The 26,599-nt window shown below is 64.4% G+C and carries 23 protein-coding genes and 1 tRNA gene; 16 read left to right on the plus strand and 8 right to left on the minus strand.

Translation table 11 applies throughout. The annotated features are described in order from the left end of the window. Nucleotides 1-2 precede the first annotated feature (2 nt). Nucleotides 3-2,603, minus strand: a complete 2,601-nt coding sequence (pepN, locus tag ACX80T_RS03755; protein ID WP_459303738.1) for an aminopeptidase N — start codon at nt 2,601-2,603, stop codon at nt 3-5. A gap of 153 nt (nt 2,604-2,756) precedes the next feature. Between pepN and ACX80T_RS03760 the strand changes: the two genes are divergently transcribed. The 5 genes from ACX80T_RS03760 to ACX80T_RS03780 all read left to right on the plus strand — a co-directional run bounded on the left by ACX80T_RS03760 (nt 2,757) and on the right by ACX80T_RS03780 (nt 8,365). Further along, the gene (locus tag ACX80T_RS03760; RefSeq protein WP_459303739.1) at nt 2,757-3,068 is read left to right on the plus strand and encodes a hypothetical protein; all 312 of its coding nucleotides are present in this window, start codon (nt 2,757-2,759) and stop codon (nt 3,066-3,068) included. A 48-nt stretch (nt 3,069-3,116) separates the two neighbouring features. After that, entirely contained in the window at nt 3,117-4,742 is a 1,626-nt protein-coding gene (locus ACX80T_RS03765; RefSeq protein ID WP_116777778.1) for a circularly permuted type 2 ATP-grasp protein, read from the plus strand. Continuing rightward, nucleotides 4,735-5,661, plus strand: a complete 927-nt coding sequence (locus ACX80T_RS03770) for an alpha-E domain-containing protein (RefSeq protein ID WP_019482679.1) — start codon at nt 4,735-4,737, stop codon at nt 5,659-5,661. The genes ACX80T_RS03765 and ACX80T_RS03770 overlap by 8 nt, the downstream gene beginning before the upstream one ends. Then, nucleotides 5,658-6,509, plus strand: a complete 852-nt coding sequence (locus ACX80T_RS03775; RefSeq protein WP_459303740.1) for a transglutaminase family protein — start codon at nt 5,658-5,660, stop codon at nt 6,507-6,509. The genes ACX80T_RS03770 and ACX80T_RS03775 overlap by 4 nt, the downstream gene beginning before the upstream one ends. 203 nt (nt 6,510-6,712) lie before the next feature. Then, complete coding sequence (locus ACX80T_RS03780) at nt 6,713-8,365, plus strand: HNH endonuclease signature motif containing protein (RefSeq protein WP_459303741.1); 1,653 nt, start codon at nt 6,713-6,715, stop codon at nt 8,363-8,365. A 112-nt stretch (nt 8,366-8,477) separates the two neighbouring features. Here ACX80T_RS03780 and glgC read toward each other — a convergent pair whose 3' ends face one another. Then, on the minus strand, nt 8,478-9,716 hold the full coding sequence (glgC, locus tag ACX80T_RS03785) for a glucose-1-phosphate adenylyltransferase (protein ID WP_459303742.1): 1,239 nt from the start codon (nt 9,714-9,716) through the stop codon (nt 8,478-8,480). A gap of 97 nt (nt 9,717-9,813) precedes the next feature. Here glgC and glgA point away from each other — a divergent pair, with 97 nt between their 5' ends. Beyond that, the gene (gene glgA, locus ACX80T_RS03790; RefSeq protein ID WP_035766795.1) at nt 9,814-11,016 is read left to right on the plus strand and encodes a glycogen synthase; all 1,203 of its coding nucleotides are present in this window, start codon (nt 9,814-9,816) and stop codon (nt 11,014-11,016) included. 78 nt (nt 11,017-11,094) lie between these two features. Next, nucleotides 11,095-11,325 (plus strand): hypothetical protein, encoded by a 231-nt coding sequence (locus ACX80T_RS03795; protein WP_207771289.1) that lies wholly within the window; start codon nt 11,095-11,097, stop codon nt 11,323-11,325. 8 nt (nt 11,326-11,333) lie between these two features. Here ACX80T_RS03795 and ACX80T_RS03800 read toward each other — a convergent pair whose 3' ends face one another. Further along, nucleotides 11,334-13,430 (minus strand): acyl-CoA dehydrogenase family protein, encoded by a 2,097-nt coding sequence (locus tag ACX80T_RS03800; protein ID WP_459303743.1) that lies wholly within the window; start codon nt 13,428-13,430, stop codon nt 11,334-11,336. Next, on the minus strand, nt 13,427-14,167 hold the full coding sequence (locus ACX80T_RS03805) for a TetR/AcrR family transcriptional regulator (protein ID WP_237742119.1): 741 nt from the start codon (nt 14,165-14,167) through the stop codon (nt 13,427-13,429). The genes ACX80T_RS03800 and ACX80T_RS03805 overlap by 4 nt, the downstream gene beginning before the upstream one ends. Before the next feature lie 66 nt (nt 14,168-14,233). On the opposite strand from ACX80T_RS03805, the gene ACX80T_RS03810 reads away from it, so the two are divergent. The 4 genes from ACX80T_RS03810 to ACX80T_RS03825 all read left to right on the plus strand — a co-directional run bounded on the left by ACX80T_RS03810 (nt 14,234) and on the right by ACX80T_RS03825 (nt 19,141). After that, nucleotides 14,234-15,562: an acetyl-CoA C-acetyltransferase gene (locus tag ACX80T_RS03810; RefSeq protein WP_019482687.1), complete on the plus strand. Its 1,329-nt coding sequence runs from the start codon at nt 14,234-14,236 to the stop codon at nt 15,560-15,562. Next, nucleotides 15,559-16,893 (plus strand): 3-oxoacyl-ACP reductase, encoded by a 1,335-nt coding sequence (locus ACX80T_RS03815; RefSeq protein ID WP_459303744.1) that lies wholly within the window; start codon nt 15,559-15,561, stop codon nt 16,891-16,893. The genes ACX80T_RS03810 and ACX80T_RS03815 overlap by 4 nt, the downstream gene beginning before the upstream one ends. Next, the gene (locus ACX80T_RS03820) at nt 16,890-17,807 is read left to right on the plus strand and encodes a MaoC/PaaZ C-terminal domain-containing protein (protein WP_459303745.1); all 918 of its coding nucleotides are present in this window, start codon (nt 16,890-16,892) and stop codon (nt 17,805-17,807) included. Before ACX80T_RS03815 ends, ACX80T_RS03820 begins: the two co-directional genes overlap by 4 nt. 101 nt (nt 17,808-17,908) lie before the next feature. Further along, the gene (locus ACX80T_RS03825) at nt 17,909-19,141 is read left to right on the plus strand and encodes a kynureninase (protein ID WP_459303746.1); all 1,233 of its coding nucleotides are present in this window, start codon (nt 17,909-17,911) and stop codon (nt 19,139-19,141) included. Nucleotides 19,142-19,262: 121 nt separating this feature from the next. Here the strand turns inward: ACX80T_RS03825 and ACX80T_RS03830 are convergent, their stop codons facing one another. Next, a complete protein-coding gene (locus ACX80T_RS03830; RefSeq protein WP_019482691.1) occupies nt 19,263-19,565 on the minus strand; it encodes a DUF4193 domain-containing protein in 303 nt (100 codons plus the stop codon). Nucleotides 19,566-19,913: 348 nt separating this feature from the next. Between ACX80T_RS03830 and ACX80T_RS03835 the strand changes: the two genes are divergently transcribed. Genes ACX80T_RS03835 through arfB form a run of 4 tightly spaced genes read left to right on the plus strand, consistent with a single transcriptional unit; the run spans nt 19,914 to nt 22,399 of the window. Next, the gene (locus ACX80T_RS03835; protein ID WP_024476513.1) at nt 19,914-20,621 is read left to right on the plus strand and encodes an MSMEG_4193 family putative phosphomutase; all 708 of its coding nucleotides are present in this window, start codon (nt 19,914-19,916) and stop codon (nt 20,619-20,621) included. Nucleotides 20,622-20,630: 9 nt separating this feature from the next. Beyond that, nucleotides 20,631-21,197, plus strand: a complete 567-nt coding sequence (locus ACX80T_RS03840) for a DUF3090 domain-containing protein (RefSeq protein WP_459303747.1) — start codon at nt 20,631-20,633, stop codon at nt 21,195-21,197. After that, entirely contained in the window at nt 21,197-21,964 is a 768-nt protein-coding gene (locus ACX80T_RS03845) for an SCO1664 family protein (protein ID WP_459303748.1), read from the plus strand. Before ACX80T_RS03840 ends, ACX80T_RS03845 begins: the two co-directional genes overlap by 1 nt. A gap of 12 nt (nt 21,965-21,976) precedes the next feature. Continuing rightward, nucleotides 21,977-22,399, plus strand: coding sequence for an alternative ribosome rescue aminoacyl-tRNA hydrolase ArfB (gene arfB, locus ACX80T_RS03850; protein WP_459303749.1), 423 nt, complete (start codon nt 21,977-21,979; stop codon nt 22,397-22,399). Between the two features lie 250 nt (nt 22,400-22,649). Here arfB and ACX80T_RS03855 read toward each other — a convergent pair whose 3' ends face one another. From ACX80T_RS03855 to ACX80T_RS03865, 3 genes are all read right to left on the minus strand, one after another. Next, nucleotides 22,650-24,002 carry an MBL fold metallo-hydrolase gene (locus ACX80T_RS03855; RefSeq protein ID WP_459303750.1) on the minus strand — a complete coding sequence of 451 codons (1,353 nt, stop codon included), beginning with the start codon at nt 24,000-24,002 and terminating at the stop codon, nt 22,650-22,652. A 569-nt stretch (nt 24,003-24,571) separates the two neighbouring features. Continuing rightward, nucleotides 24,572-24,934, minus strand: coding sequence for a hypothetical protein (locus ACX80T_RS03860; protein ID WP_459303751.1), 363 nt, complete (start codon nt 24,932-24,934; stop codon nt 24,572-24,574). A 122-nt stretch (nt 24,935-25,056) separates the two neighbouring features. After that, a tRNA-Leu gene (locus tag ACX80T_RS03865) sits at nt 25,057-25,139 on the minus strand. Nucleotides 25,140-25,292: 153 nt separating this feature from the next. Between ACX80T_RS03865 and ACX80T_RS03870 the strand changes: the two genes are divergently transcribed. Next, nucleotides 25,293-26,594, plus strand: coding sequence for a M20/M25/M40 family metallo-hydrolase (locus ACX80T_RS03870; protein WP_019482697.1), 1,302 nt, complete (start codon nt 25,293-25,295; stop codon nt 26,592-26,594). Nucleotides 26,595-26,599 lie beyond the last annotated feature (5 nt).

Genomic DNA, 26,599 nt, shown 5'->3' on the forward strand with positions numbered 1-26,599 from the left:
GGCTAGGCGACCTTTCCCTGGGCGTGTAACGATCGCAACAGGTGATCGCGTTCCTCCAGGACAATCCGGCGCAACGCCGCGGGCGACGACTGGTAAGTTGTCAGCCAGTTATCGGCTGCGAGCACCACCCGGTGCTCTTCGGCTGCTTCGCCCGGAGTGAGGTCCTGCGAGCCGGGGAACAGTCCGCGGACAATGCGACTGGCCATCTCGATTCCCATTGCGTCCCACACGCGGCCGATTTCGGCGAAATAGCGGTCCACGTACGGGGCCCGCAGTTCGGCGGGGCCCTCGGCGAAACCGGCGATGGTCGCTGACAGCAGCTCGTTGGATAGCCTGGTGCCGAAGACTGCTTCCTGCCAGGCCTTCTCCTTGATGGCAGCGTCCGGTACCGAGGTGGAGGCCCTGGTGAATCCTGCTTTACCGGCCGCCGTGCGGTCCCGGTCAAGCTCCGCCTCCAGCTCAGCACCCGATGCCTGACCCTGGGCTGCCAACGCCTGCCAGAGGAGCCAGCGCAGCTCGGGGTCCACAGCCAGCCCGGTCACACTCTGCTTCCCACCGAGCAGTTCCCTGAACCACCCTGAGTGGGTGTTGCTGTGCAGGCCCAGAGCGGCTGCGGCCCGGGCCCAGACCAGCTGCAGGTCGGAGGCTGGCTCGGCCGCGTGCAGACCCTCCACCACAAACGAGAACAACCGGTCCCGCAGGACCTCACGCTCGTCAGCCGGAGAGTAGTGTTCGACGGCGTAGTGCGCGTTCCGCAACATGACCTGCAGCGCTCCGACCCCGGACTCGCCGGGCGCAGCGAGCTGCACCGCACCCACGTAGGCGGCCGCTGAGAGCGCCGCATCCCGGGTATTCGACCACAGCGCCGCCTGACAGACAGCGCGCGCCAGCGGCTCCTCAAGGCAGCCAACGCTACCCAGCAGGGTCGCCAGCGACCGTTCATCAAAGCTGATCTTCGCGTAGGTCAGATCATCATCGTTGATCAGCAGCAGATCGGGCTGGACGACACCCACCAGCTCGGGGACATCCGTTGCGGCGCCGTCAATACGCACATCGACGGCGCCGGTCCGTACCAGTGCTCCGGCGGCGAAACTGTACAGTCCGAGGCGCAGCTGGTGCGGGCGGAGCGCTGCCGCGCCAGTGACCGGGTCGGTGGCGTCCTGGTGGATGACCACTGCACGGTAGGCGCCGTCGTCGTCGACCTCGACCTCGGCGCTGAGCAACGGCACACCCGACGTCTGGAGCCACTGCTGCGCCCAGGCGGTCATGTCCTGGCCGGTGGCGTCCGACAATGCTGAGAGGAGGTCCGTCAACCGGGTATTACCGAACGCGTGGGTCCTGAAATAGGCGCGGGCCGCCTCGAAGAATGCTTCGCTGCCGGCATAGGCCACCAACTGTTTCAGCACCGAGGCGCCCTTCGCATAGGTGATCCCGTCGAAGTTTTGTTTGGCCGCTTCAAGATCCACAATGTCAGCGGTGATGGGGTGGGTGGAGGGCAGCTGGTCCTGAAGGTAGGCCCAGGCCTTGCGGCGGTTGGCGAAACTCACCCACGATGTGGCGGAACCGGTGGCTTCGGCGACGGCGAGGGCGCCCATGTAGTCGGCAAAGGATTCCTTCAACCACAGATCGTCCCACCAGAACATGGTCACCAGGTCGCCGAACCACATATGGGCCATCTCATGGAGGATGGTGTTGGCGCGGGCCTCATACTGGTCGTGGGTCGCCTTGGAGCGGAAGATGTAGGCCTCGGTGAAGGTGACCAACCCGGGGTTTTCCATGGCCCCGAGGTTGTATTCGGGCACGAACGCCTGCTCGTACTTGCCGAATGGGTAAGGATATTCGAACCGTGAATGGAAGTACTCGAGTCCCCGCTTGGTGACATCGAAGATGGTGTCCGTGTCGAATGCCTCGGCCAGGGACGCCCTGCAGTAAAGCCCCAACGGGATTGCAAGCGTGGACCCGTCGGACATGGTGCCGGACCAGTGGTCGGTGGCAGCGAAGTACGGCCCGGCCAGGATGGTGGTGATGTAGGTCGAAATCCGTTCCGTGGGCGCGAACTGCCACACCCGGCTGCCCTCTCCGCCATCCTCACGGGTCGCTTCGGCTCCGTTGGAGGCCACGACCCAGTCTGCAGGTGCGCTCACTGAGAAGGTGAAGGCGGCTTTCAGATCGGGTTGCTCGAAGTTGGCGAATACCCGGCGTGCATCGGCAGGTTCGTACTGCGTGTAGAGGTACGTTTGCCCATCCGCCGGGTCGGTGAAGCGGTGCATGCCCTCGCCGCTGCGGCTGTACAGGGCGGTGCCGGTAATGGTCACTACATTGTCAGCAGCCAGATCCGGAAGGGTGATGCGGGCGCCGTCGACGACGACTGCGGGGTCCAGGTCCGTGCCGTTGAGGGTAACGCGGTGCACCTCATCGGCGATGAAGTCCATGAAGGTTTCGCTGCCCGGCGCGTCGCAGCTGAAGGTGACGGTCGAGCGGGAGAGGAACCCGGCGACCTCAGGATCAGCGGCCTCCCTCAGGTCGAGGTGAACCTCGTAGCTGTCGATGGTCAGGAGACTGGACCGGAGGGCTGCTTCGTCGCGGCGGAGATTTTCGTTCATCACCCGGTCATTCAATCACGGCCGCCGGGTCTTGCCTCAGTCGGCGAACAGCGCCTCGACCGGCGCCGTCGCGACCGTTCAAAGACGCCAACCTTCGGGAGGCCGGGGCGCGCTGGTCGGCGCCCGGCTGAGTGCGCGAGAACTGGGCGGCCCGTGAGCACGCTCGGCCAGCCCCATTCCGAGTACGAATCCGAAGGCTACGACAGGTCGGTCTTCGTTGACGGCATTCCCTCCTATGCCGCCGTCAGTGAGGCGCGAGCGGATCGGGTGAGCATGGTCCGGGATTTCCCCGTAACAATCACGCCGGAAGACCTGACCGTGCCGTGGTCCACTCCATGGGCGCCCGAGCGCCCTCAACGCACTCTTTCCTGCCTCCACACCATCCTCGAAGAGGAATGGCAGCACCTTCGCTATGCGGCGAGGGACCTCGACCTTCTGGACCTGCGCGCCACGCCGCCGACGTGACCAATTGCACAATATGTAATACAGGAAATTCGTGGCAATGTTGAGCCCATGTCCGACCTCTTCGAAGATTATGCAGCAGCAGCCAGCCGTACCCCCGCGTTCGATGAAATGTTCGCGCCCGGCCAGTTGGCTCGCAACGAATACAGTCAGGTGGCCGCAGCCCTCAGCGAACTGAACCTCGCCGACGTCACGGCCCGCGCCGATTCCATGGCCCGTACTTTCCTTGACCGCGGTGTCACGTTCGACTACGCGGGGGAGGAACGGCCCTTCCCGTTGGACATTGTGCCGCGGGTTATCTCAGGCAATGATTGGCAGGTTCTGGAACAGGGTGTCAGCCAGCGGGTCCGCGCACTCGAGGCGTTCCTCAACGACGTCTACGACAAAATGTCGGTGGTCGCCGACGGCGTCATTCCTCGCCGCCTGATCACCTCAAGCGCCCACTTCCATCGGCAGGTATCGGGCTTCGACCCCGCCGGTGGCGTTCGGGTCCACATCTCGGGGATCGACGTCGTCCGCGACCAGGAAGGTATCTTCCGGGTTCTCGAAGACAACGTCCGCGTCCCCAGCGGCGTGAGCTACGTCCTGGAGAACCGACGCGCCATGGCCAAGGGGCTGCCGGAGGCATTCGGGCAACAGCACATCCGGCCGGTCGAAGAGTACCCCCGTCGTCTTCTTGCGGCGCTGCGGAAGACGGCGCCGTCGTCGGCTGAAGACCCGACAGTGGTGGTCCTCACTCCCGGGGTCTTCAACTCCGCCTACTTTGAACACACCCTGCTGGCGGGACTGATGGGTGTGGAACTGGTGGAGGGCCGGGACCTGATCTGCCGTGGCAACCGCGTCTACATGCGCACCACCGCCGGCGAGCAACGCGTCGACGTCATCTACAAGCGGATTGACGACGAGTTCCTTGATCCGTTGCAGTTCCGCTCCGATTCGATGCTCGGCTGCCCCGGCCTGGTCAACGCCGCGCGCGCCGGCACCGTGACGATCGCCAATGCCCTTGGGAACGGGGTGGCCGACGACAAGCTCGTCTACACCTACGTCCCCGACCTGATCAGGTACTACCTCAGCGAAGAGCCAATCATCGCCAACGTCGACACGTACCGGCTGGAGGATCCAGCGGCCCGCGAGGAGGTGCTGGACCGGCTGGACGAACTGGTGGTCAAGCCGGTGGACGGTTCCGGCGGCAAGGGGCTCGTCATCGGCCCCGACGCGTCGAAGGAAGAACTGGACGCCCTGAGGGAGCGGGTCACGGCTGACCCCCGCGGTTGGATCGCGCAGCCAGTCCTCCAGCTCTCAACGGTGCCGACCATGTCCGGCGGTCAGTTCAGTCCCCGCCACGTGGACCTTCGCCCGTTCGCGGTGAACGACGGCGACGACGTCTGGGTGCTGCCGGGTGGGCTCACCCGGGTGGCCATGAAGGAAGGTTCCCTGATTGTGAACTCCAGCCAGGGCGGCGGTTCCAAGGACACCTGGGTGGTCGACGAACAGAATCAGACCCCGGTGCGCCCGGTCGTCGACACCGTGCGTCGCCCAGTCCAGGAACGGGTCTGGCCGATCGAATCGGGGTGGCAGGACCGGCAACCGGAACAACAGCAGCAACAGGCCGATTCGGTTGAAGCCCCAGCCGGGGGACACCGCGTGAACCGTGGAGAGGACACAGTCAATGCTTAGCCGGATCGCTGAATCCCTATTCTGGATTGGTCGTTACGTGGAGCGCGCCGATGGCACGGCCCGGATCCTCGATGTTCACCTGGAGCGCCTGAACCAGATGCCGCGCAGCGAACAGCGCGATGTGTCCCGTCAGCTGCTAGGAGTAATGGGCAGCCGGGCGGAAGGTGACGAGCTTGAACTGTCAGACCTTTTGCAGTCCCTGGCCTACGACCGGACCAGCACCACCTCCATTGCCGGCGCCTTGGGCGCCGCACGTGAGAACGCCCGACGGGCACGGGAGACCGTGTCAGGCAGCGTGTGGGAGAGCCTCAACACCACCTGGTATGGCCTGACCCAGCACCGCAAGGATGTGGTGGGGACCTACCGCTTCTGCCATTGGGTGGTTGAACGTACTGCGATGATCCGGGGCCTGTCGGATACCACCATGAGCCACGACGAAAGCTGGCAGTTCCTGGTGCTGGGCAGGAGCCTTGAGCGGGCGGATATGACGGCGCGTATGTTGTCCACCCACGATGTGCATGCGGCAGGCATGTCCTGGGTCAACATGTTGCGGTGTGCCGGCGCCTACGAGTCATTCCTGCGCACCCGGAGGGCATCGTTTGGCGACCAGCAGGCGGCGGAGTTCCTGCTGTTGGACCGGTTGTTTCCGAGGTCGATCGTGTACGCGCTGAGCGACGCCGAGAAGTGCCTGACCAATCTCAACCCCGCCTACCGCCGGGTCGGGTTTATCAACGATGCCAGCCGAATCGTCGGTCAGGCCCGAACGTTCCTTGAGTTCCACCAGACCGACGACCTGATGTCAGAGTTGCCCGAGCACATGGAGCGCGTCCAGAAGGCCTGTGCCCAGGCTTCCGACGCAATTTCACGCACCTACTTTTCCCAGGCAGACGAGCTGTCCTGGGTGGGAGAACTCTCATGACCCGCTTGCTGATCACCCATCGCACAGGCTACAACTATGTGCGCAAAGTGACTTTGTCCTACAACGAGGCGCGGATGACGCCGCTCACAGACCCCCAGCAGGTGGTCCTTGAGTCGACGTTGAAGGTATCGCCGTCGAGCGCTGCCGTGTCGACATACCGCGATTACTGGGGCACCAGGGTGACCGCGTTCGACATGCAGAGCGCCCACGAGGCGCTTGAGGTTACAGCCGTCACCACCGTTGAGGTGAGCCGGATCGAGCGAATTCCCGCCGAGGATGAGGTGGTGACCTGGGACCACCTTCGCTCCGACGAGGTCATCAATGAGTTCGGCGACTGGCTGCCGCAAACCGGGTTGACCGACCCTGACCCGGAAGTCAGCGCTAACGCGTTACGGCTGGCAACTGATCGCAATCCGCATCAGGCAGTGCACGCGATCTTTGAGTGGATCAAGCAAGAGATGTCCTATGTGCAGGGCGTCACCGGAGTGCAGACCAATGCTCGGGACGCCTGGGACTCACGGAAGGGGGTCTGCCAGGATTTGGCGCATCTCGCAATTGGCGCGTTCCGCAGCATCGGCATTCCCGCACGCTACATTTCGGGGTACCTGCATCCACGCAGCAGCGCAGGCATCGGGGAGACTGTCGCCGGGCAGTCCCACGCCTGGGTCGAGTGGTGGGATGGCGAGTGGCGCGGCTGGGACCCCACGAACAGCGGACCGGTCAGCGACTTCCATGTTTCGGTGGCGCGTGGCCGGGACTATAAGGATGTATCGCCGCTGAAGGGGATCCTGTCTGGCGGCGGCGGGTCGACGTTGAACGTGAAAGTGGAGATCACCCGCGTCGCCTAGGGCAGTTCCGGGCTGACCCTCGTCCGCGCGGCACCTCCGGGGTGCCGCGATCGGAGGTGCTGGGTCGAATTTTTGCGGGCTCGGTGCCTCAACATCGTTGGTCGAAATCGAACTTTTGGTGTTCGCTGTGGGCTTAATCCGGGTGGGTCCTGCTCGCCTGCCTGACGCCGAAGAATGTCAGTGGCAGATGATGTGATGGAGGTATGAAGCAGCAGGAGAATACCGGTGGAAACCGCAGCATCGCTGAGGTTTTTACGGCCAGCCTGGGTGCGGCTAGCCCGGGTTCTGTTGAGGCGGTTTCGTTGGCTGGGATGGATCCGTCGTGGAGCACCGGCGAGGTGGCCGGTGTGTTGCGCAGGGTCGGCAAGACCAGCCGGTCCCACCGGTTTGCGGCCAACACGGCGGCCACCGAGGTGGAACTGGCTGGCCCCGAATCGCTGGTCTCCATGTTGCTGCCCTGGGAAGCCGACCGCGTCCCCGCGAAGAAACCCGCCGGAAAAGCCGCTGACGGACCGGCTGACGGACCATCTGACGAAGCGTCGGATCCGGTGGCGGGGATCTCGGACTTGTTGCAGGCGGTGGATCGGTTGGCGTCGTGGGCCGCTGCCCGGCAGGCCGAACTGATCGCTGATCTGCACCGCGAAGTGCAAAGCCTCGCTGCGTCCCGGGCCTCGTCCCGGCAGGGCATCGGCACAGGGCTTGGGTTCACCCTCACCGTCGAGGAACTAGCGCCGTTACTGAACATTTCCGGGCGGGCCGCGCACCGGTTACTGGGTCACAGCCTGACCCTGGCCCTGGACCTCCCGAAAACCCTCCAGTCCCTGGGCGCGGGTGTGATCTCTATCCGGCAAGCCCAGATCATCGCCGACGAAGCCCTGTTCCTACCGGCCGAGGTGCTGGCCGGGTTCGAGGATCAAGTCCTCCAACGCGGAGCGCACCTGACCCCACCCCGGTTGAAAAGCCTCTGCCACCGGATCCGGGAAAAGCTCCACCCCGATTCCATCACCACCCGCAAGGCCGCGGCCGTTGAGGACCGGCACGTGGAACTCACCCCCGCCCACGACGGCATGGCCTGGTTCTCGGCCTATCTTCCCGCCGAACAGGCCTGCGGCATCGAACACCGGCTCACCTTCATGGCCCGTGCCCTGCAACACCCGCAAGAAGACCGCACCCTCACCCAACTCAAAGCCGACCTCCTCGGAGACCTCCTCACCCACCACTGCGAACCCGGCGCGGCAGCAACCAGTCCAACCAACCTCGCCCACCCCGTGGAACACGACGGCAGCACCACCGGAGACGGCGGTACTGGAGACTGCGGTACTGGTGACGGCAGTGCGGGAAACGGCGGTGCGGGTGGGGTGGATTTGGCGGCGGTGCTGGGGGTGCACCCGGTGGTGTTCGTGACCGTACCCGTGATGACCCTGCTCGGCGGCGACGCACCAGCCGACCTCGCCGGGTACGGGCCGATCGACCCGGACACCGCCCGGAAACTTGCCGCCCACGCACCAGGATTCACCCGGATCCTCACCCACCCCGAAACCGGCACCGTCCTGAGCGTCGGCCGGCAACGGTATACGGTCCCGGAAAGTCTCCGACGGACCATACTCGTCAGAGATAAAACGTGCCGCCACCCCGGCTGCAACCGGCCAGCCCCGGCCTGCGACCTCGACCACACGATCCCCTGGCACCAGGGCGGCACCACCAGCTACGACAACCTCGCCGCCCTCTGCCGCAAACACCACAAACTCAAAACCGACGGCTACTGGCACTACCACCAGCCTGACCCCGGCACCCTCACCGCCACCTCACTGACCGGCAAAACCTACACCACCACCCCCGACCCACCACCCTTCTAAAAACGGCGATCACACGCCGCGGAGGGAAAAAGCAGGTCAGGAATGGGCAGGTCTCAGATCGGGTGGACGAAGTGTTCAGCCAGGACTGAACCCAAGGTCGGCCACGATTTACCTAGCCCGGAAGAACCACCTGCCCCTTGCTAAGGATGGTCAGTCCGGACTCCGTCACGGTGTACCCGCGGCTGAGGTCCAGTTCTCGGTCGACCCCGATCCTGGCACCGGCCGGCACTCTGACGTTTTTGTCGATGATCGCCCGCCGGACAATAGCTCCCGGACCGATGGACACCTTGTCCATCAGCACCGACCCCGACACAGATGCACCTTCGTCAACAAACACATCGGTGGCAAGGATGGACCCCTGCACCTGGCCTCCGGAAACCACTGCACCGTTCGAGACGATCGAGTCGTGAGCTACACCGGAACCGCCTGATGCGCTGCGGACAAACTTGGCCGGGGGAGAGACACTTTGCCGCGTGTAGATCGGCCATTCCAGGTTGTACAGATTGAATAGTGGCAGGGGCGAGATGAGGTCCATGTTGGCGTCGTAGTACGAGTCGAGAGTTCCGACGTCGCGCCAGTACTGACGGTCCCTATCCATGGAGCCAGCAATGTCGTTGGAGGTGAAGTCATAGACTGCTGCATCTCCCCGTTCAACGAAATACGGAATGATGTCGCCACCCATGTCGTGCTTGGTGTTCAGCCGGGCAGCGTCTTCTTCGAGGGCCGCGACCAGAGCGTCAGCGGTGAACACATAGTTACCCATCGACGCCAGGAAGCTATTCGGATCGTCGGGCAACCCGGGGGTGCTCTCCGGCTTTTCGACGAACCCGGAAATCCGGCCTGAGCCATCGGTCTGGATGACGCCGAACTGGTCAACCAGGTTCATTGGCTGCCGGACCGCCGCGACACTGGCCGATGCACCGCTGGCAATGTGAGCAGCAACCATCTGCTCGAAGTTCATCCGGTAGACGTGGTCGGCGCCAATCACCACCACAATGTCAGGGTTCGCATCGTGGATCAGATTCAGGGATTGGTAGATGGCGTTGGCACTGCCCAGAAACCAGCTTTTTCCTCGCCGTTGCTGCGCCGGGACCGACGCCACATACTGCTGCAGCTGGGTGGACATGCGCCAGGTCTCGGAAATGTGGCGGTCCAGGCTGTGGGACTTGTACTGGGTGAGCACCACAATTTCCAGGTACCCCGAGTTTACGAGGTTCGAGAGTGCGAAGTCGATCAGCCGGTAGATGCCGCCAAACGGCACTGCGGGCTTCGCACGATCGGCCGTGAGTGGCATGAGTCGTTTTCCCTCGCCCCCGGCTAGGACGATCGCCAGTACTTTTTTCAATGCCACGAATGGCCCCCTGCCCTACTGTTGCTCTTCATTGAGTTATTACCTCTTGATTGACTCACACTAGATGAGATGGCCGCGCTGCACTACGTTTGGAAACGTGCGTATAGACATTGTGACAAAAGAGTTCCCACCCGAGATCTACGGCGGCGCCGGAGTGCACGTTGCTGAGCTAAGCCGAGTGCTGGCCAGCCAGGTGGATTTGCGGGTTCACTGCTTCGGCGCGGAGCGGAGTCCCGATTATCACGGGGCGACCGTGAGCACCTACCTGCCCCCGGCCGAGTTGAACCGCTCGAACGCCGCGGTGCAGACCTTCGGCACCGATCTGGCGATGCTGGACGGGCTGGCTGGCGCGGATGTGGTGCACTCCCACACCTGGTACGCGAACATGGCGGGGCATCTCGCATCCCTCCTGTACGGGGTGCCGCATGTCCTCAGTGCCCACAGTCTCGAGCCGTTACGGCCGTGGAAGGCTGAGCAGCTCGGCGGTGGCTACGCGCTGTCTTCGTGGGCCGAACGAACCTCCTACGAGGCCGCCGCAGCGGTCATTGCCGTCTCGCATGGGATGCGCGCGGATATCCTGCGCAGCTACCCGGATGTTGACCCCGATAAGGTGCAGGTCGTGCACAACGGCATCGATGTGAGCCTCTGGGAACGGGATACCAACCACGACGCCGTCAGGAAGTTGGGCATCGACCCGGACCGCCCCAGCGTGGTGTTCGTGGGACGGAACACCCGTCAGAAAGGCGTTCCCTACCTCCTCCGTGCAGCGGCGCTGCTGGAGCCCGGCGTGCAGTTGGTGCTCTGTCTCGGTGCCGCCGACACTCCCGAGCTGGCAGCCGAAACCGCTCAGCTGATCGCTGAGCTGGAAGCCAAGCGCGGATCGGTGGTGCTGATCGAACGCATGTTGCCCCGGAATGAGCTCATCCAGGTCCTGAGCACGGCCACCGTCTTCGCCTGCCCCTCCATCTACGAGCCCCTCGGCATCGTGAACCTTGAGGCGATGGCGTGCGGCGCGGCAGTCGTTGCCAGCGCCACCGGAGGCATCCCGGAGGTGGTCGACGACGGCGTGACCGGCACCCTGGTCCCGCTGGAACAGGTGACCGACGGTACGGGTATCCCCTTGGATCCTGAACGGTTCGTCACCGACTTCGCGGCGGCCGTAAACGCCCTGGTTGCAGACCCGGACCGGGCCCGCCGGATGGGTGAGGCGGGGCGCCGTCGTGCTGAAGAGCACTTCTCGTGGGACTCGATTGCTGAGTCCACCCTCGAGGTTTACCGTTCAGTGATCCCCAAGACCTGAGCACACCGGCAACCCGGTAGTTCTTGACACCGCCCAGCGTAGGGTGGCGTACCACCATCAATCACGGAGGACTCATCAGTGACCGAACACCCCAGCCCAGTGTCACCGGACTCACCGGATTCACCGGATTCGCCGGACTCAGCAGCTTCGGCGCCTTCGCCCGATGAGGCGAATGTTCCCGAGTTGAATGAGACGGAGGTCGACGAGGCAGTGATGGACGAGTCTGCCGAGAACCCGGCCCTCGACGAGGGGCGGGTCACCACCCCCGTCGATGAAGAGAACGAGGATGACGACCCGCGTCAAGTTTAGGTGCGTCTTTAGCGCTTCGCTTTAGCCTTCGCCTTGCGGGCCAGCACCGTTTTCTCGTCGATGGGGAACGTACCGCTGGCCCGCTGCTGCCGCGCGTAGGCCATCGCTTCGTTCTGGCGTTCCTTCTCCGCGCCGGTGGCAATCGCTGACCGCAGATGTTCAGGGCCGTACCCAAAGGCGTCAACAAGATCGACGGCGTGGGGGCGGATCTTCGCGAGCAGACGGTTGATGTACGGCGAGAGCGTCCGGGCCCGCTGGGTGGAAAGCCGGCCGTTCATCAGATACCAGGCGAGATTGCGCTCAATCAGGCACAACCCAAACAGGTCCCGCACCCAGGTGAGCACCTGTTTGGTGCCCGCGTCATCGACCTGGTGAACTGCGGCGGTGAACGCCTCCCACTGCAGCAGTTCCGCGTGTGCCTTGGCCGTCTCGATCAGTTCGTGCTGATGTTCGTTGAACTTCTCGGCGGCGGCTTCCTGTGGCAGCTTCCGTACCCCGCGCAGCTCGCCGGCCAGTTCAGCGACCATGGCCTCGACGCGGTCAGACAGCAGCTCGTGCTGGGTGTGTTCATCCCGCAGCGCGATCGCGGATTTCCGTTCGGATCCGGCGTCGACGACGGTCTGCACTACCCGCCGCAGACCCGAGCGGTGCAGGGTTTTCTCGGCACGCTGGGTGACCACGTAGCGTGCGAGCACACCGAAGTCGACGCCGCTGAACTCTTTCGCGTAATCCGCGAGGAGGCGCTTGGCCACCAGTTGCAGCAGGACGTTGTTATCACCCTCAAAGGTTGCGTAGACGTCCATATCCGCACGCAGGGAGGTAAACCTGTTCTCGGTCAGGAACCCTGCCCCACCACAGGCTTCCCGGCATTCCTGCAGCGTGTCGAGGGCATGCCAGGTCGACAACGGCTTGAGCGCGGCTGCGAGGGTTTCGAGGTCCTGACGATCCTCGTCTGTGTCGTGGGCGCCGGAGAAGACGTCGTCGAACTTGGCCAGCAGTTCCTCGTGGGCGAAGGATGCCGCGTAGGTGGCGGCTATCAGGGGGAGGAGCCTGCGCTGGTGCTGCTGGTAGTCGAGGAGCACCTCTTCCTTGAGGTCCGAACCCGCGTTGAACTGCCGCCGCTCCACTGAGTACTGCACAGCGGTTTTCAGCGCGAGCTTGGTGACAGCCACCGCCGCTCCGTCCAGTGAGACGCGACCCTGCACCAGGGTGCCGAGCATGGTGAAGAAACGACGTCCGGGAGAAGCAATCGGCGAGGTGTACACGCCTTCACTGTCGACGTTGCCGTAACGGTTGAGCAGGTTGGTGCGGGGGATCCGCACCTTGGTGAAGTGGAGCCGACCGTTGTCGATGCCGTTGAGCCCACCCTTCAGCCCGTCGTCTTCGCCACCGATTCCCGGCATGAAGTTGCCATCAGCATCGCGAAGCTCAACGTAGAACGCGTGAACCCCATGGTTCACCCCGCCAGTAATGAGTTGCGCAAAGAGGACTGCGGCCCGGCCGTCGATCGCCGCGTTACCGATGTAGTCCTTCCAGGCCGCCCTGAATGGGGTGTGAATCTCGAACTCGTCGGTTTCGGGCTGGTAGACCGCGGTGGTGGCGATGCTGGCGACATCGGACCCGTGTCCGGTTTCGGTCATCGCGAAACAACCCGGGATGTCCATGTTCATGATGCCCGGAATCCACGCCCGGTGATGCTCGGCCGTGCCCAGGTGGAGCACCGCGCTGCCGAAGAGGCCCCACTGCACTCCCGCCTTGATCTGCAACGATGGGTCAGCGACAACCAGCTCCTCGAAGCCCGCAATATTGGCTCCGTGATTGTCTTCACCGCCGAGTTCAGCGGGAAACGCCCGGTGCACTGCCTTGTTCTCCACCAGGTAGTGCAGTTGATCAAAGCAGCGGCTCCGCTGGTCTGCGTGGGACTGCCCCTCGATTCGGTGGACTTCCGGGCGACCCGCGAGCTCGCGGGCAACCCGGCGGGTGGCTGCCCACCGGCCCAGCAGCAGCTCACCCAGCGCTTCGACGTCGACGACGGCGCGGTCGTCATCGTGGATGGCCGCCGTTGCGGGAACGTTGAGCTCGGATCGCGTGGCTGTCTGTGTCATGGGGTGTCCTCCAGAACTGAAATGGTGCTAGCGGGTGTTGGAACGTGATTGGCGATGCCCTCGAAGAGCCAGGTGGTGAGTTGCTCGCTGAGCTGGGCCTCGGTGGGCTTTGTGGGGCCGTCGGGGGTGGCGAGCCACAGCTCGCCGGCCGCACGGACCATGCCGATCGCCGCCTGCGGCCAGAGGGTGAGCGCCGGGCCACCGAGCTGCCTGGCCCGTGGATCGGAGGCGAGGAACGATTTCATCGGACTGGCGAGCATGCTGGTCACCGCCTCGAAGAAGTGGCTCAACAACTCGGACGTTTGGGGGTCAGCAGGATTGGTGAGAGCGTCCGCGGCACCCAACCGGGTGACAAAGGCGTACACATTGGGTGAGGTCTGGGCCATCTGCAGGTATGCCGACACCATCGCGTGGAGCCCCTCGCGTGGTGAGGCTGCCTGCCGTGCCGCATCGAGCACCTTGTCCTGCATCTGGGCGATAACCACCTCGCCCATGGCCTGCTGCAGCCCGGCTTTGTCACCGAAATAGCGGTAGTACACGGATTTGGACGTGCCAGCGGCCGTGGCGATGTCTTCCATCGATGCGCTGTAGCCGAGCGAATGCACCGCGCGGCGGGCGGTTTTCACCAGTGCGCGACGTCGTTTGTCCCGGTGCGCTTGCCACCGACTTGAGCGACCATCGCCGGCTGCCGCGGCGGGACGTGCTGCTGGTCTTGGCGCAAGGGCCTGCTTGTTCACGATACTCAGCGTATCAGGTACGCTGAGTATCGGTAACTCACCGTTTTGGCGAAGGAGAATCACAGCATGGTCGACCAATCAGCAGAGCAGGGCAGCACGCAGCCCTCCACATCCGTCCGCAACGCGGTGGTCATTGGCGGAAACCGGATCCCATTCGCACGGTCCGGCGGGCCTTACGCGTATTCCTCCAACAAGGACATGCTGACCGCGGCGATTGACGGCCTCGTGGCACGGTTCGGCTTGCAGGGGGAGCGGATCGGCGAAGTCGCGGCCGGAGCCGTACTGAAGCACTCACGCGACTTCAACCTCACCCGAGAAGCAGTACTGGGTTCAGCCCTGGCGGCCGACACTCCCGCCTACGATGTGCAGCAGGCCTGCGCGACCGGCCTTGAAACCGTCATCGGCCTGGCCAACAAAATCAAGCTCGGGCAGATCGAATCAGGTATTGCCGGCGGCGTGGACTCAGCCTCCGATGCGCCAATCGCCGTCAGCGAAGGACTACGCCGCGTCCTCCTTGACCTGTCCCGCGCAAAGACCACGCCCCAGAAGCTCTCCGTCCTCAGCCGCCTCCGGCCCCGGGACCTCACACCCAACGCCCCAACGACCGGCGAGCCGCGCACCGGCCTGTCAATGGGCGAGCATCAGGCCATCACCACCGCCAAATGGGAGATCACCCGCGAGGCACAGGATCAGCTGGCGCTGAACAGCCACCACAACCTCGCCGCAGCCTACGACCGGGGATTCTTCTCCGACCTGGTCACCCCGTACCGCGGCGTCACCCGGGACGCCAATCTCAGGGCCGATACCTCGCTGGAGAAACTGGCCAAGCTGAAGCCTGTCTTCGGTAAGGGCGCAGCCGGGGCCACCATGACGGCAGGCAACTCCACCCCCTTGACCGACGGCGCGGCCACAGTCCTGCTCGGTTCAGAAGATTACGCCCGCCGGCACAACCTGCCCATGCTTGCCAACGTGGTGGACGCAGAGGCTGCAGCAGTGGACTTCGTGCACGGCGCCGAAGGCCTCCTCATGGCACCGGTCTACGCGATGCCCCGGATGTTGCAGCGTAACGGGCTGACCTTCGACGATTTCGACTTCTTCGAAATCCACGAAGCTTTCGCCGGTACCGTGCTCAGTTCCCTCGCAGCATGGGAGAACGAAGACTTCTGCCGGAATACGCTGGGACTCGACGGCGCCCTGGGCACCGTCGACCGGAGCAAACTCAACGTCAATGGCTCATCGCTGGCCGCGGGCCACCCTTTTGCCGCGACCGGCGGCCGGATCGTTGCGTCGCTCGCCAAGACACTGGCAGAGAAGGGTTCGGGTAGGGGACTGATCTCCGTGTGCGCTGCGGGCGGCATGGGCGTCGTCGCCATTCTGGAGGCACGCGAACAGTGACTGACAACTACCTGAACCTGGTCAACTCCGGTCCTGCCGGAAAGCTCGCCAAGAAGCTGGGGCTGCCACGACCGGCGGTACTCCGCAGGCACAAACAGAGCGCACCACTGGTCCCCGGACCGTTGCTGGTGCTCGGAGCTGGGGCTGCGGCCGACTCGCTCGCCTCCGAGTTGCTCGGATGGAACCAGGATGTCCGCCGCCACGCCGCGCCTGGTGAGAAGCTCGGCGCCGTCGTCGTCGTGCTGGAAAACGTCACGGCACCCGGTGACCTCGGCGCCCCCATCCTGGAACTCGGTCAGGCGGTGCGCCAGCTTGCGCGTGGCGCCCGCATCGTCACGGTCTCCCGTCCGGCGAAGGAAACCACCGACCCCGCTGAGGCTGCAGCCAGGCAAGGAATCGACGGAATTGTCAGGTCGGTCGGCCGGGAACTGCGTGCCGGTGCCACCGCAAACGGCATTCTGCTCCGCGACGGCGCCTCGGTGCAGGCCGCCGCCGGTGCCCTCAGGTTCCTGCTGTCCGGAAAAAGCGCCTTCGTCAGCGGGCAGTTCATCACCGTCCGCGACAGCGGGCAGGCCGGCGGCCAGGACGAGGACCGTCCGCTGGCCGGCCAGACGGCCGTCGTCACCGGTGCTGCCCGCGGTATCGGCGCCGAAATCGCGGCGGTGCTGAGCCGCGACGGAGCGCAGGTGGTCCTCGTGGACGTGCCGGCTGCCGGAGAGCAGCTCGCCGCAGTGGCCAACCGGATTGGCGGGACCGCCCTGCAGTTGGACATCACCACTGCTGACGCTGCCGCGAGGATACTCGAGCATGTGCAGCAACGGTATGGCTCCCTGGATCTGCTGGTGCACAACGCCGGAATCACCCGCGACAAGCTGCTCGCGAACATGGACACCGCCCGATGGGACTCGGTACTGGCAGTGAATCTTGAGTCGCAGCTGCGAATCAATGAGACGTTGCTCGGCTCCGAGGTGTTTGCTGCAACTGGCCGGATTGTCTGTCTCGCCTCGACCAGCGGCATCGCAGGCAACCGTGGCCAGTCCAACTACGCAGCCTCCAAGGCCGGGGTGATCGGCATGGTGCGCAGCACCGGCGTGGCCCTTGACGGCACCGATCGCACGATCAACGCCGTCGCGCCCGGATTCATCGAAACCGAGATGACAGCGAAAATGCCTTTCGCCACCCGTGAAGCGGCACGCCGCCTGAGCAGCCTGCAGCAGGGCGGACTGCCCATCGATGTGGCTGAGACTATTGCATTCCTCGCGTCGCCGGCCGCTGCTGGCGTCAATGGAGAGGTGCTCCGCGTGTGCGGACAGTCTCTGGTGGGCGCGTGAGCGAGCTGGTCCTGGACTCGGTTCCAGGACTCCCGTCGCTGTACCGCAGCGCCCTGATCAGCAGTGTTCCACTGCCGTGGGCCCGCGGGCGGTCGGCCAAAGGTTCAGGCATCCCGGAACTGCCGACCGTCCGGCATAGCGTCGCAGGAGTCCAGGCTTCGGTCGCCGACCTGACCAGGTTCCAGCAGTTGATCGGGGCGCCAGCCCACGACCTGCTGCCGTCTGGTTTCATCCACACCATTGCGTTCCCGGTGGCGATGAGCGTCATGGCACGAGCGGATTTCCCGCTGCCGCTGCTCGGAATGATCCACCTCCGCAATTCGGTTGAACACCGGCGAGCGATTCACTTCAGCGAAAGACTCGGCATTTCCGCCTGGGCTGAAGACCTGCGCCCCCACCCTTCCGGCGCCCAGGTGGACCTGGTCACCGAAGTCACCGTGGCGGGCGAAGCCGTGTGGACCGGCCGCTCCACCTATCTCGCGAAAGGGTCGCGGCTGGCGGGCGCAGCTATCGCACCGAAAGAGGAACGGACCACCTTCGTTCCACCCCGGCTCACCACCCTGTGGGACCTCCCGGGGAGTACTGGGCGCAGCTATGCGGCGGTGTCGGGGGATTACAACCCGATCCACCTCAATGCCCTGGCGGCCAAGGCACTCGGGATGAAGCAGACCATCGCTCATGGCATGTATCTCGCGTCGCGCATGGTCCAGGAGAGCAAACCGGCCGGGGTGGAATCATTCGCCTGGAGCATCGACTTCCGGTCACCGGTGCTGCTGCCCGCCCGGGTGGCCCTGGCCGTCACGCCGCATCAGGAAGCTGGCACCTGGCGCGGAGCCGAGATCACCGCCTGGAATGCCCGTCGCGCCCGCGAGCACTTTACGGGCACCCTCACCCGGCTGGCCGGAACAGACTAACCGAGCAGGTTCTGCCCATGCGGCACCAGCTGCCCTTCCCACTCACCGGTGGGGAGGGCAGCTGGCGTTGGGCGTCTGTTGTTCGGGCCTAAACTGTGATCATGAGCGAGAACGTACCCCTGCTTACCCGTGCCCGCGCCCTCGACGCCGCGGACCCCCTGTCCAGTTACCGGTCCAGGTTCGAGGGTCATGACGATCCCGACATCGTTGCCTATCTGGACGGCAACTCGCTGGGCCGGCCACTGACTGACACGCTGGGACGGCTTGAGTCGTTTGTCCGCGAGCAGTGGGGAGGCAGGCTCATCCGGGGCTGGGATGAAGGCTGGCTGGACCTGCCGGAGCAGGTCGGTGACCTGATTGGGCGGGTGGCGATCGGTGCCGCGGCAGGCCAGTGCACGGTCGCCGATTCGACCAGTGTGTTGCTGTACAAACTTGCCCGTGCAGCGGTCGCCGCCCGGCCCGGACGCACCGAGATCGTCATTGACCGGGACAATTTTCCCACTGACCGTTTCATCATGGAGGGTATCGCCGCCGAGCGGGGACTCCAGCTGCGCTGGGTGGAACTCCAGTACGACGGCGGTGCTACCCCCGCCGACGTCGCGGCAGCCGTCGGCCCACAAACAGCGTTGGTGGTACTCAGCCACGTCGCGTACCGCTCAGGGCACCTGGCCGACGTCCCCGCGATCACCGAGGTGGTGCACGACGCCGGCGCACTGGTCCTGTGGGATTTGAGCCACTCCGTCGGCTCGGTGCCCGCCGAGCTCGACCGATGGAACGTGGACTATGCAACGGGGTGCAGCTACAAGTACCTCAACGGCGGTCCCGGCGCTCCCGCCTGGGCTTATGTGGCGCAGCGGCATCTGGAGGATTTTCAGCAGCCGATCCAGGGGTGGCTCGGCAGCGCCGACCCCTTTGGCATGGGCTCGGACTTCGAACCGGCCCCGGGGATCAGGCGGATCATCTCGGGCACCCCGCCCATCATCGGGATGCTGGCAATGCAGGACATGCTCGGGCTGATTGCCGAGGTGGGCATGGACGCAGTCCGCGCCAAATCCGTGTCGCTGACTTCGTTTGCGGTGGAAGCGGTGGACGCGCTGATGGGGGAGCACGGCGTCGTCGTCACCTCTCCGCGCGACCCGGGACAGCGCGGGAGCCACATCACCATCGACCACCCCGGCTTCAAGGACCTGATCCCCGAGCTGTGGGCGAAGGGGGTCATCCCGGACTACCGCAACCCCGCGGGGATCCGGCTGGGACTCTCGCCGCTGTCGACGTCGTTCGAGGAGACCTACCTCGGAATCCAGCGGATCGCCGAAAGCCTGCCTCCCGCCTAAACCCCGGCGAAGAAGCGGACTTCTCGGCATTCCGTCCCGGCTTCACCCAGAAGCGGCCGCCGCAGCAAGGTTTGCCGGGTGCAAGCGGCGGTTCTGAGCCTATCGGCCGCTTCGTTGTCGGCTAACCCTCACACTCGGCGCAGTACTTGTCGCCGTTCTTCTCGCGTGCGAGCTGTGTGCGGTGCTTCACCAGGAAGCAGGACATGCAGGTGAATTCGTCTTCCCGTTCGGGGATCACCGAAATAAGGAGTTCTTCCTCAAGGACGGCACCTGGAAGATCGAAGCCCTCAGCGGTGTCGCTTTCATCGGTGTCGATCGTGGACGACTGGGTGGTGGCGCTGCGTTGAGCCTGAATCGCCTCAAGCGATTCATTGACAGGCTGGTCTTCGGGCCTGACGCGTGGTTCGTCGTAGTCAGTTGCCATGCGGGCGGTGCTTCTCCTTCAGTTGTGTGATCAATCAGAGTACAGGGAGCGCCAGCGGAAAGTGGCGGCTTACGCTAACAGCGTGTGGGATACAGATTAAGTTCCCCGATTGTCAAGGGACAAGGTAGCAGGGACGACACTCAGTAGCGCAATCGCGCGGCTGATTGGGCCGGACGCACCCGGTTGGGCCCACCTCACCCGGTCGGTCCGCCTCACCCCTACCTTCCCGCAGCAACTGCCGTCCGGCACAGAACCGCCGGAAGAAACCGGCAAGGTTGTACCGGCAAGGCTGTGCCGGACGGCAGTTTCCGGGCCGGGATGCACCACCGGGTTCGTTACTCTAAAGAGATGGCCACAGTTATCCTCGTGCGGCACGGCCGCACCACAGCGAATGCCGCCGGACTCCTCGCCGGGCGGACCGTCGGCGTGAACCTGGACCAGGTCGGACGTGACCAGGCAGCCCTGACGGGTGACCGTCTGGCTGCCGTCCCGGTCGTCGGCGTGGTATCGAGCCCACTCGAGCGGTGTCAGCAGACCGCCCAGTTCATCCTCGATCGTCAACTAGGCAACCCGCTCACTCCCATCGACCCCGATCTGACCGAATGCGATTACGGCCAATGGCAGGGACGCACCCTCAGCGACCTTGCGACCGAAGACCTGTGGACCGTTGTGCAAGCCCAGCCCTCCGCGGTGACCTTTCCCGGCGGCGAATCCATGGCAGCAATGCAGGCCCGGTCCGTAGCCGCGATTCGCCGCCACGATGCGGCCTTCGAGGCCGAGCACGGGGCAGGTGCGGTGTGGGTGGCGGTGAGCCACGGTGACATCATCAAGTCGATCCTCGCTGACGCACTCGGCATGCACCTGGATCTGTTCCAGCGCATCAATGTGGGGCCGGCCTCCGTATCGATTGTGCGGTACGGCACAAGCCGGCCGAGCGTCTATGCCACCAACACCGATGCCGGGGATCTGTCCTGGTTGTCGACAACGGTCCACGCGGCTGATGCACCGGTCGGCGGCGGCGCGGGACCGCAGCCCCCACGAACCTCAATCACCTAAAATAGCTGTATGCCTACTAAAGTTCATGAGTTCACCTGGCCTGATCGAGTTGTTGTCGGAACGATCGGCGCTCCGGGGTCGCGCACGTTCTATCTCCAGGTACGTGCCGGGGCGCAGATCGTCAGCATCGCCCTGGAAAAGCAGCAGTCGGCCCAGCTTGCCGAGAAGATCGACGAGATTCTCGACCAGCTCATCACCCTGGAGGGCAACCCGTTCAGCATTCCCGCGAGTACTCCCATTGAACTGGTCGACAATGACCAGCTCGAACCCGTGGAAGAGCAGTTCCGCACCGGGGCCCTGACTCTCGGTTGGGACCCATCGACAGTCCAGCTGGTCATCGAGGCCTACCCGATCACCGAGATTGATACTGAGGACGACGGCGACGCCGTTGATGAGTCGATCGGTGAAGAAGGGGTCGAGGTGTCCGAAATGCTACTGGTCCGGATGCCGGTCGGTACCGCCCGCGCATTCGCGAAACGCACCCGCGAGATTGTCGACGCTGGCCGCCCCACCTGCCCGCTGTGCGGGGAACCGGTCGACATCGATGGGCACACCTGCACCCTTCCTGAGACCTGATGCCGACGCCTGACCTGGCGACGGCCGAGCTGACGCTCACCGGTCGCATCACGACAGCGTCGAACGCCACGTTCCTGGGCAGTATCGGCACCGAGGCGGTCGTCTATAAACCCATCGCGGGGGAGCATCCGCTCTGGGATTTTCCCGGCGGAACCCTGGCGCACCGGGAGGTCGCCGCGTACCTGGTCTCGCAGTCGTTCGGTTGGAACGTCGTGCCCTTCACCTGGCTGCGTGAGGGCCCGCTGGGCAAAGGAATGGTGCAACTCTGGCAGGAGCAGGACCCGGAGCAGAACCCCGTGGACCTCGTTCCCTCCCACCGGGTGCCCGAGACTGGCTGGAAGCAGGTGTTGGAGGGCCAGGACGAAAACGGTCGGATGGTCGCCCTCCTTCACGAGGACACGCCGGCATTGCGGCGGATGGCCGTGTTCGACGTCGTCGTCAACAACGCCGACCGCAAAGGCGACCACATCCTCGCGATGGGCGACGGGCACCGGCACGGGGTCGACCATGGGCTCACCTTCCACAGCGACCACAAGCTGCGCACGGTGCTGTGGGGATGGCTGGGCGACCCCCTGACCGCGGATGAGCTCGACGGTATTGACCGTGTCAGTGTGGGGCTGACCGGTGACCTTGGGGGCGCCCTGGCGGACCTGCTCAGCGCGGAGGAAATCGTTTCGCTGGCTGCACGCTGCGACAAGCTGCGCGCGGACGGGCGTTTTCCGGCGCCGAGCGGTGAGATGTCGGCGGTACCCTGGCCGCTGTTTTAGGGATGTGCCGCGATGGATCTTGAGGTGTCAGCGAAGCTCGTCATTCCCGAGCGGGAACTCGGCTGGCGCTTTTCCAGGTCATCCGGGCCGGGCGGGCAGCACGTGAATACCTCCGACAGCCGGGTCGAGTTGTTCTGGAATATTGCGGACTCGACGGTCCTCTCCGACGAGCAGCGCGCAATGCTCCTCAACCGGCTCAGCCGCCACGTCGTTGCCGGAACGGTCACCGTCGCCGCCTCCGAGCAGCGTTCCCAGCTACGCAACCGCGACACGGCAATGCGCAAACTCGCCGATCTGGTCACCGTGGGACTGGCCCCCGACCCGAAACCTCGGCGTCCGACCAGGCCCACACGCGGCTCCACCCGACGGCATCTCGCCGCGAAACAGCAGCGGTCGGCCACGAAACGCAACCGGCAGCGCCCGACCGCCGACTAGGGCGGTGGTGGCCCCTGGCTGGTCGCTCACAGCAGTTGCAGACCGCATGAACCGCAGACGGAGCGCATCTTAGGAGACGTGTTCTTATCACTACCTCCCCGGGTTGGTCGCCTCGCCGAAGGAGCGGGAATATCCTTCGCGATAGGTGATGCTGAGACCAGCGCAGCCCACTTCCGTCCCCACGGACGCCGTTCGATCATCCGTGCCGGGGGTACGTGGTTCGCGGTGAGTACCTGTTGTAGCGTCTGTGTCAGTGATTCATGGGCAGGCCGGAGCTTTTCGCGTCGTCGAACATGCCGTCGATGTGGACGACGTTCTTGTCGGCCCGTTGCAGCAGGCTTGCAGCGACTGATGCCCGGTAACCGGATCCGCAGTGAACCCACAGCCTCCGGTCCGGTACTTCATTCATCCGCTGCAGCAATTCGTGCAAGGGGAGGTTGATCGCCCCTTTGATGTGCTGCGCGTTGTATTCGTCGGTGCGGCGCACATCGAGAATGACGTCCTCCGGCTCACGGTCGGCACGGACTTCTTCCCACCCCACGCTGGGGTAGGAGTTGCGCGCGGCGTTAGGGGCAAGAGCAGCTGGTTCAGAGCCGAGTGCGACATCGGGTTGGTCGATGCCGATGCGGGAGAGATCGCGGATTGCGTTCTCGACGTCGTCACGCTCACCGACCAGGGTGAGCTGCTGGTCCCAAGGCAGAACCCAGCCGAGGAAAGTAGTGAAGCTGGTTCCATCGCCGTATTCGAAGCTGGCGCTGCCGTGAAGGTGGTCGCGGGCGAAAGCGATCCTGTTACGCAGGTCGATCACCCATTCACCGTGTTCAAGTCTGGCGGTGAGCTCTTCTGAGTCCAGGGGTTGGGGGACGTCGAGCTGCGCCCGGCCGGGGCCCGCAGTATTCGCCTGTCCCATGTGGGCGTAGTAGGACGGATAGGCGCTGAGGTTGTCGATCAGTTCCTGGACGAAATGGTCCTCGTCCTCATCCGTGAGGGCATGGTTGCTCTGGATTTGTTCGCCGATGGTTGACGCGTCAGCTCCGCTGGCCGGGCCGGAGGAGCAAAAGGATCCGAATCCATGGGTGGGGTAGAGGCCAGCCTGGGGGGTGGCCTCGTCCACCAGACGGCGCACTGATGCGTATTGGGCGTGGGTCAGGGGTACCGTGTCCTCGTCACTGATGAGGTCGGTCCGCCCCACCGACCCGTAAAGCAGGCTGCCGCCGGAGAAGACGGCTTGTCGGTCGTCTTGGGTGACGAGGTAGGAAAGGTGGTGATGAGTGTGCCCAGGCGTAGCAACGGCGCGCAGCGTCATCTTCCCGATCTGCAGGGTTTGCCCGTCGGAGATCGGCGTGCGGTCAAAGTCCACATGGTCGGCGGCGTTGACTAGATACACGGCGGCGTTGTCTTTGGCTAGCTGGAGTCCGCCGGTGACGTAGTCGTTGTGGATGTGGGTCTCTGCCACGTGGGTGATCTGCACTCCAGCGTTCGCGGCTTCTTTTTCCACCCTGTCCGTGTCGCGTTGCGGGTCGATTGCCAGAGCCACTTGCCCGTCGTGGACGAGGTAGCTGCGATCTCCTAGCGGCGCTGTTTCGATGGTGATCACATCCATGACCGTTCCTCCTTAAATGCCTTGGTCGTTGCATGCCACCGTACCCGAGGCTCCCGCCGCCGGGTAGCACCGGCGCGACCCAGCGGCGGGAGCCGTCGGGTCGGTGGCGGACTCGTCAGGTCCGGCCTTCCTCCTGCTGGGCAAAGTCCGCGTGGACGGCATCTGTGTTGATGTCCTTCACTGCGGTGACTACTTGTTCGAGGGCGGGTGACGGCAGGGCACCGGGTTGGGAGAAGACGAGGACGCCATCAGCCAGCCGGGAGTCTCAGGACGGTCGTGGCGGCTGGCGGGCCCGGTCTGCAGCTGTCGGGGGAGCGGGACGATCGTGGAGTACCAGCCTTGCACCGGCTTGGTCTGGGTGGGGTCGTTCGAACGACCGTATTATCCGGTGGTCTAGCTTCTCGGATGTCCGGCAGTGACGGGCCGCGAACAGGGCTTCCAGTTGGTCTTCGTACCGGGCTGCTGAGCCGGCTGACTCGTGGGCGGACAGCTCGGCCAGACGGGCGTTGGATTGACCCTGCTAGCGACGACCCGCAGCACGTGCTCCGGCTTGCGGTCCTGAAGTGGGATCAGCAGCTCTGCCAGTCGGCGGCCGTCAGGTGCACCGGGTTCGCAGCCAGGTAGGGCATCCACATGATGCCGAACCCGTCATGAAGCTGGACAAAGCGGGAAGGCATGGAGCCGCTCACACCTACATCGGATAGCCCTGGGCGATCCGGAATAGGCGCAGCTGACCGACCGGGGAGGTGAGTGCGGTTCCCAGGTGGCCAGCTTTCGGCTAGGTCGTGGGCCTCTAGAACGGTCTGCATGAACTCAGCGTCCTTCGCTTCATCGAAACGCTGGGTCTTGCGCTTGCCGGACTTCTTGTCGACACAGCGTAGGAGATGTGCGGTGGATCCGTCTTTGCGAAGACGTCTTTCGATGTTGGTCATGCTGATTACTATGCGTCCACTTTGCCGATGGCCGTCGGAGATAACCAACTCGCGTGGTCGAATACAGGGCCCGTCTGGTCGAGGGCATAAAAAAACCCCGGCGGACCGGGGTTTTTTCACTGTGCGCGGAGGGGGACTTGAACCCCCACCCTCGTTAGAGGACTAGCACCTCAAGCTAGCGCGTCTGCCATTCCGCCACCCGCGCAGGTGATGTTTTCCGTAGCTCTAAACCTCGGAAGCAGCGAAAAAAACTCTAACACGATCAAGGCCCAAGAGTTTAATCCGCTGCTCGCGGGACCCTCCAGACAAAGTGGTTAGGCTGGTGACACAGCTCATTCGCCACCAGGAGGCCCGCACGATGAATATCAAGCCCGAAGACGAAGTTGTCCGCATCTGCCAGGAACTCATCCGCATCGACACCTCCAACTATGGTGACAACGTGGGCCCCGGCGAACGAGCGGCTGCTGAGTACACGGCGGGCCTGATCGAGGAAGTGGGCCTTGGCACCCAGATTTTCGAGTCCGAACCGGGCCGGGCCTCCGTAATTGCCCGGATGCCCGGCTCTGATCCCTCCCTGCCCGCACTGGTGGTGCATGGCCACCTCGACGTCGTCCCCGCCCAGAAAGAGGACTGGACAGTCGATCCGTTCAGCGGCGAGGAAAAGGATGGCCTGATCTGGGGCCGCGGTGCAGTGGACATGAAAGACATGGACGCCATGATTCTCTCGGTCCTCCGCAACATGCAGCGCGAGAAAATCCAGCCCAAGCGCGACCTGATCTTCGGTTTCTTCGCCGATGAGGAGGCCGGCGGTAAGTACGGGGCATCCTGGCTGGTCGACACCCAGCCGGGCCTCTTCGAGGGAGCCACCGAAGCTATCTCCGAGGTTGGCGGCTTCTCAGCGAACATCGGCGGTCAGCGCACCTACCTGCTGCAGACTGCGGAAAAGGGCATTTCCTGGCTCCGTCTGGTAGCCCACGGCCGCGCCGGTCACGGCTCGCAGATCAACACCGACAACGCCGTCACCCGGCTGGCCCGCGCCGTCACAAGGGTGGGGGAGTACCGGTGGCCGATTGAGCTGACCCCCACCACCCGCCAGTTCCTCGACGGTGTAACCGAACTCACCGGTGTCGAATTCGATCCTGACAACCCCGAGACGCTCCTCGCCGAACTCGGCACCGTGGCCCGCTTCGTCGGAGCCACCCTGCAAAACACCTCCAACCCCACGGTGCTCAAGAGCGGCTACAAGCACAACGTCATCCCGGGCACCGCCGAAGCCCTGATCGACGTCCGCACCCTGCCAGGCCAGGAGGAACAGGTCCTCGCCACCATCAAGGAGCTCGCAGGCGACGGCGTCGACGTCACCTACGACCACAAGGACGTTTCGCTTGAGGTGCCATTCGCCGGCAACCTGGTGGACTCCATGATCGACGCCCTGCATAGCCAGGACCCCGGCGCGAAGGTCCTGCCGTACACGCTGTCCGGCGGCACCGACAACAAGTCGCTGAGCCGCCTCGGCATCACCGGCTACGGGTTCGCCCCGCTGCAGCTGCCCGACGAACTCGACTTCACCGGCATGTTTCACGGCGTCGACGAGCGGGTACCCACCGAGTCGCTCAAGTTTGGTTCCAAGGTGCTCCACCGCCTGCTCACCACCTACTAGGCATT

It is taken from the genome of Arthrobacter sp. Sr33 (assembly GCF_054511195.1).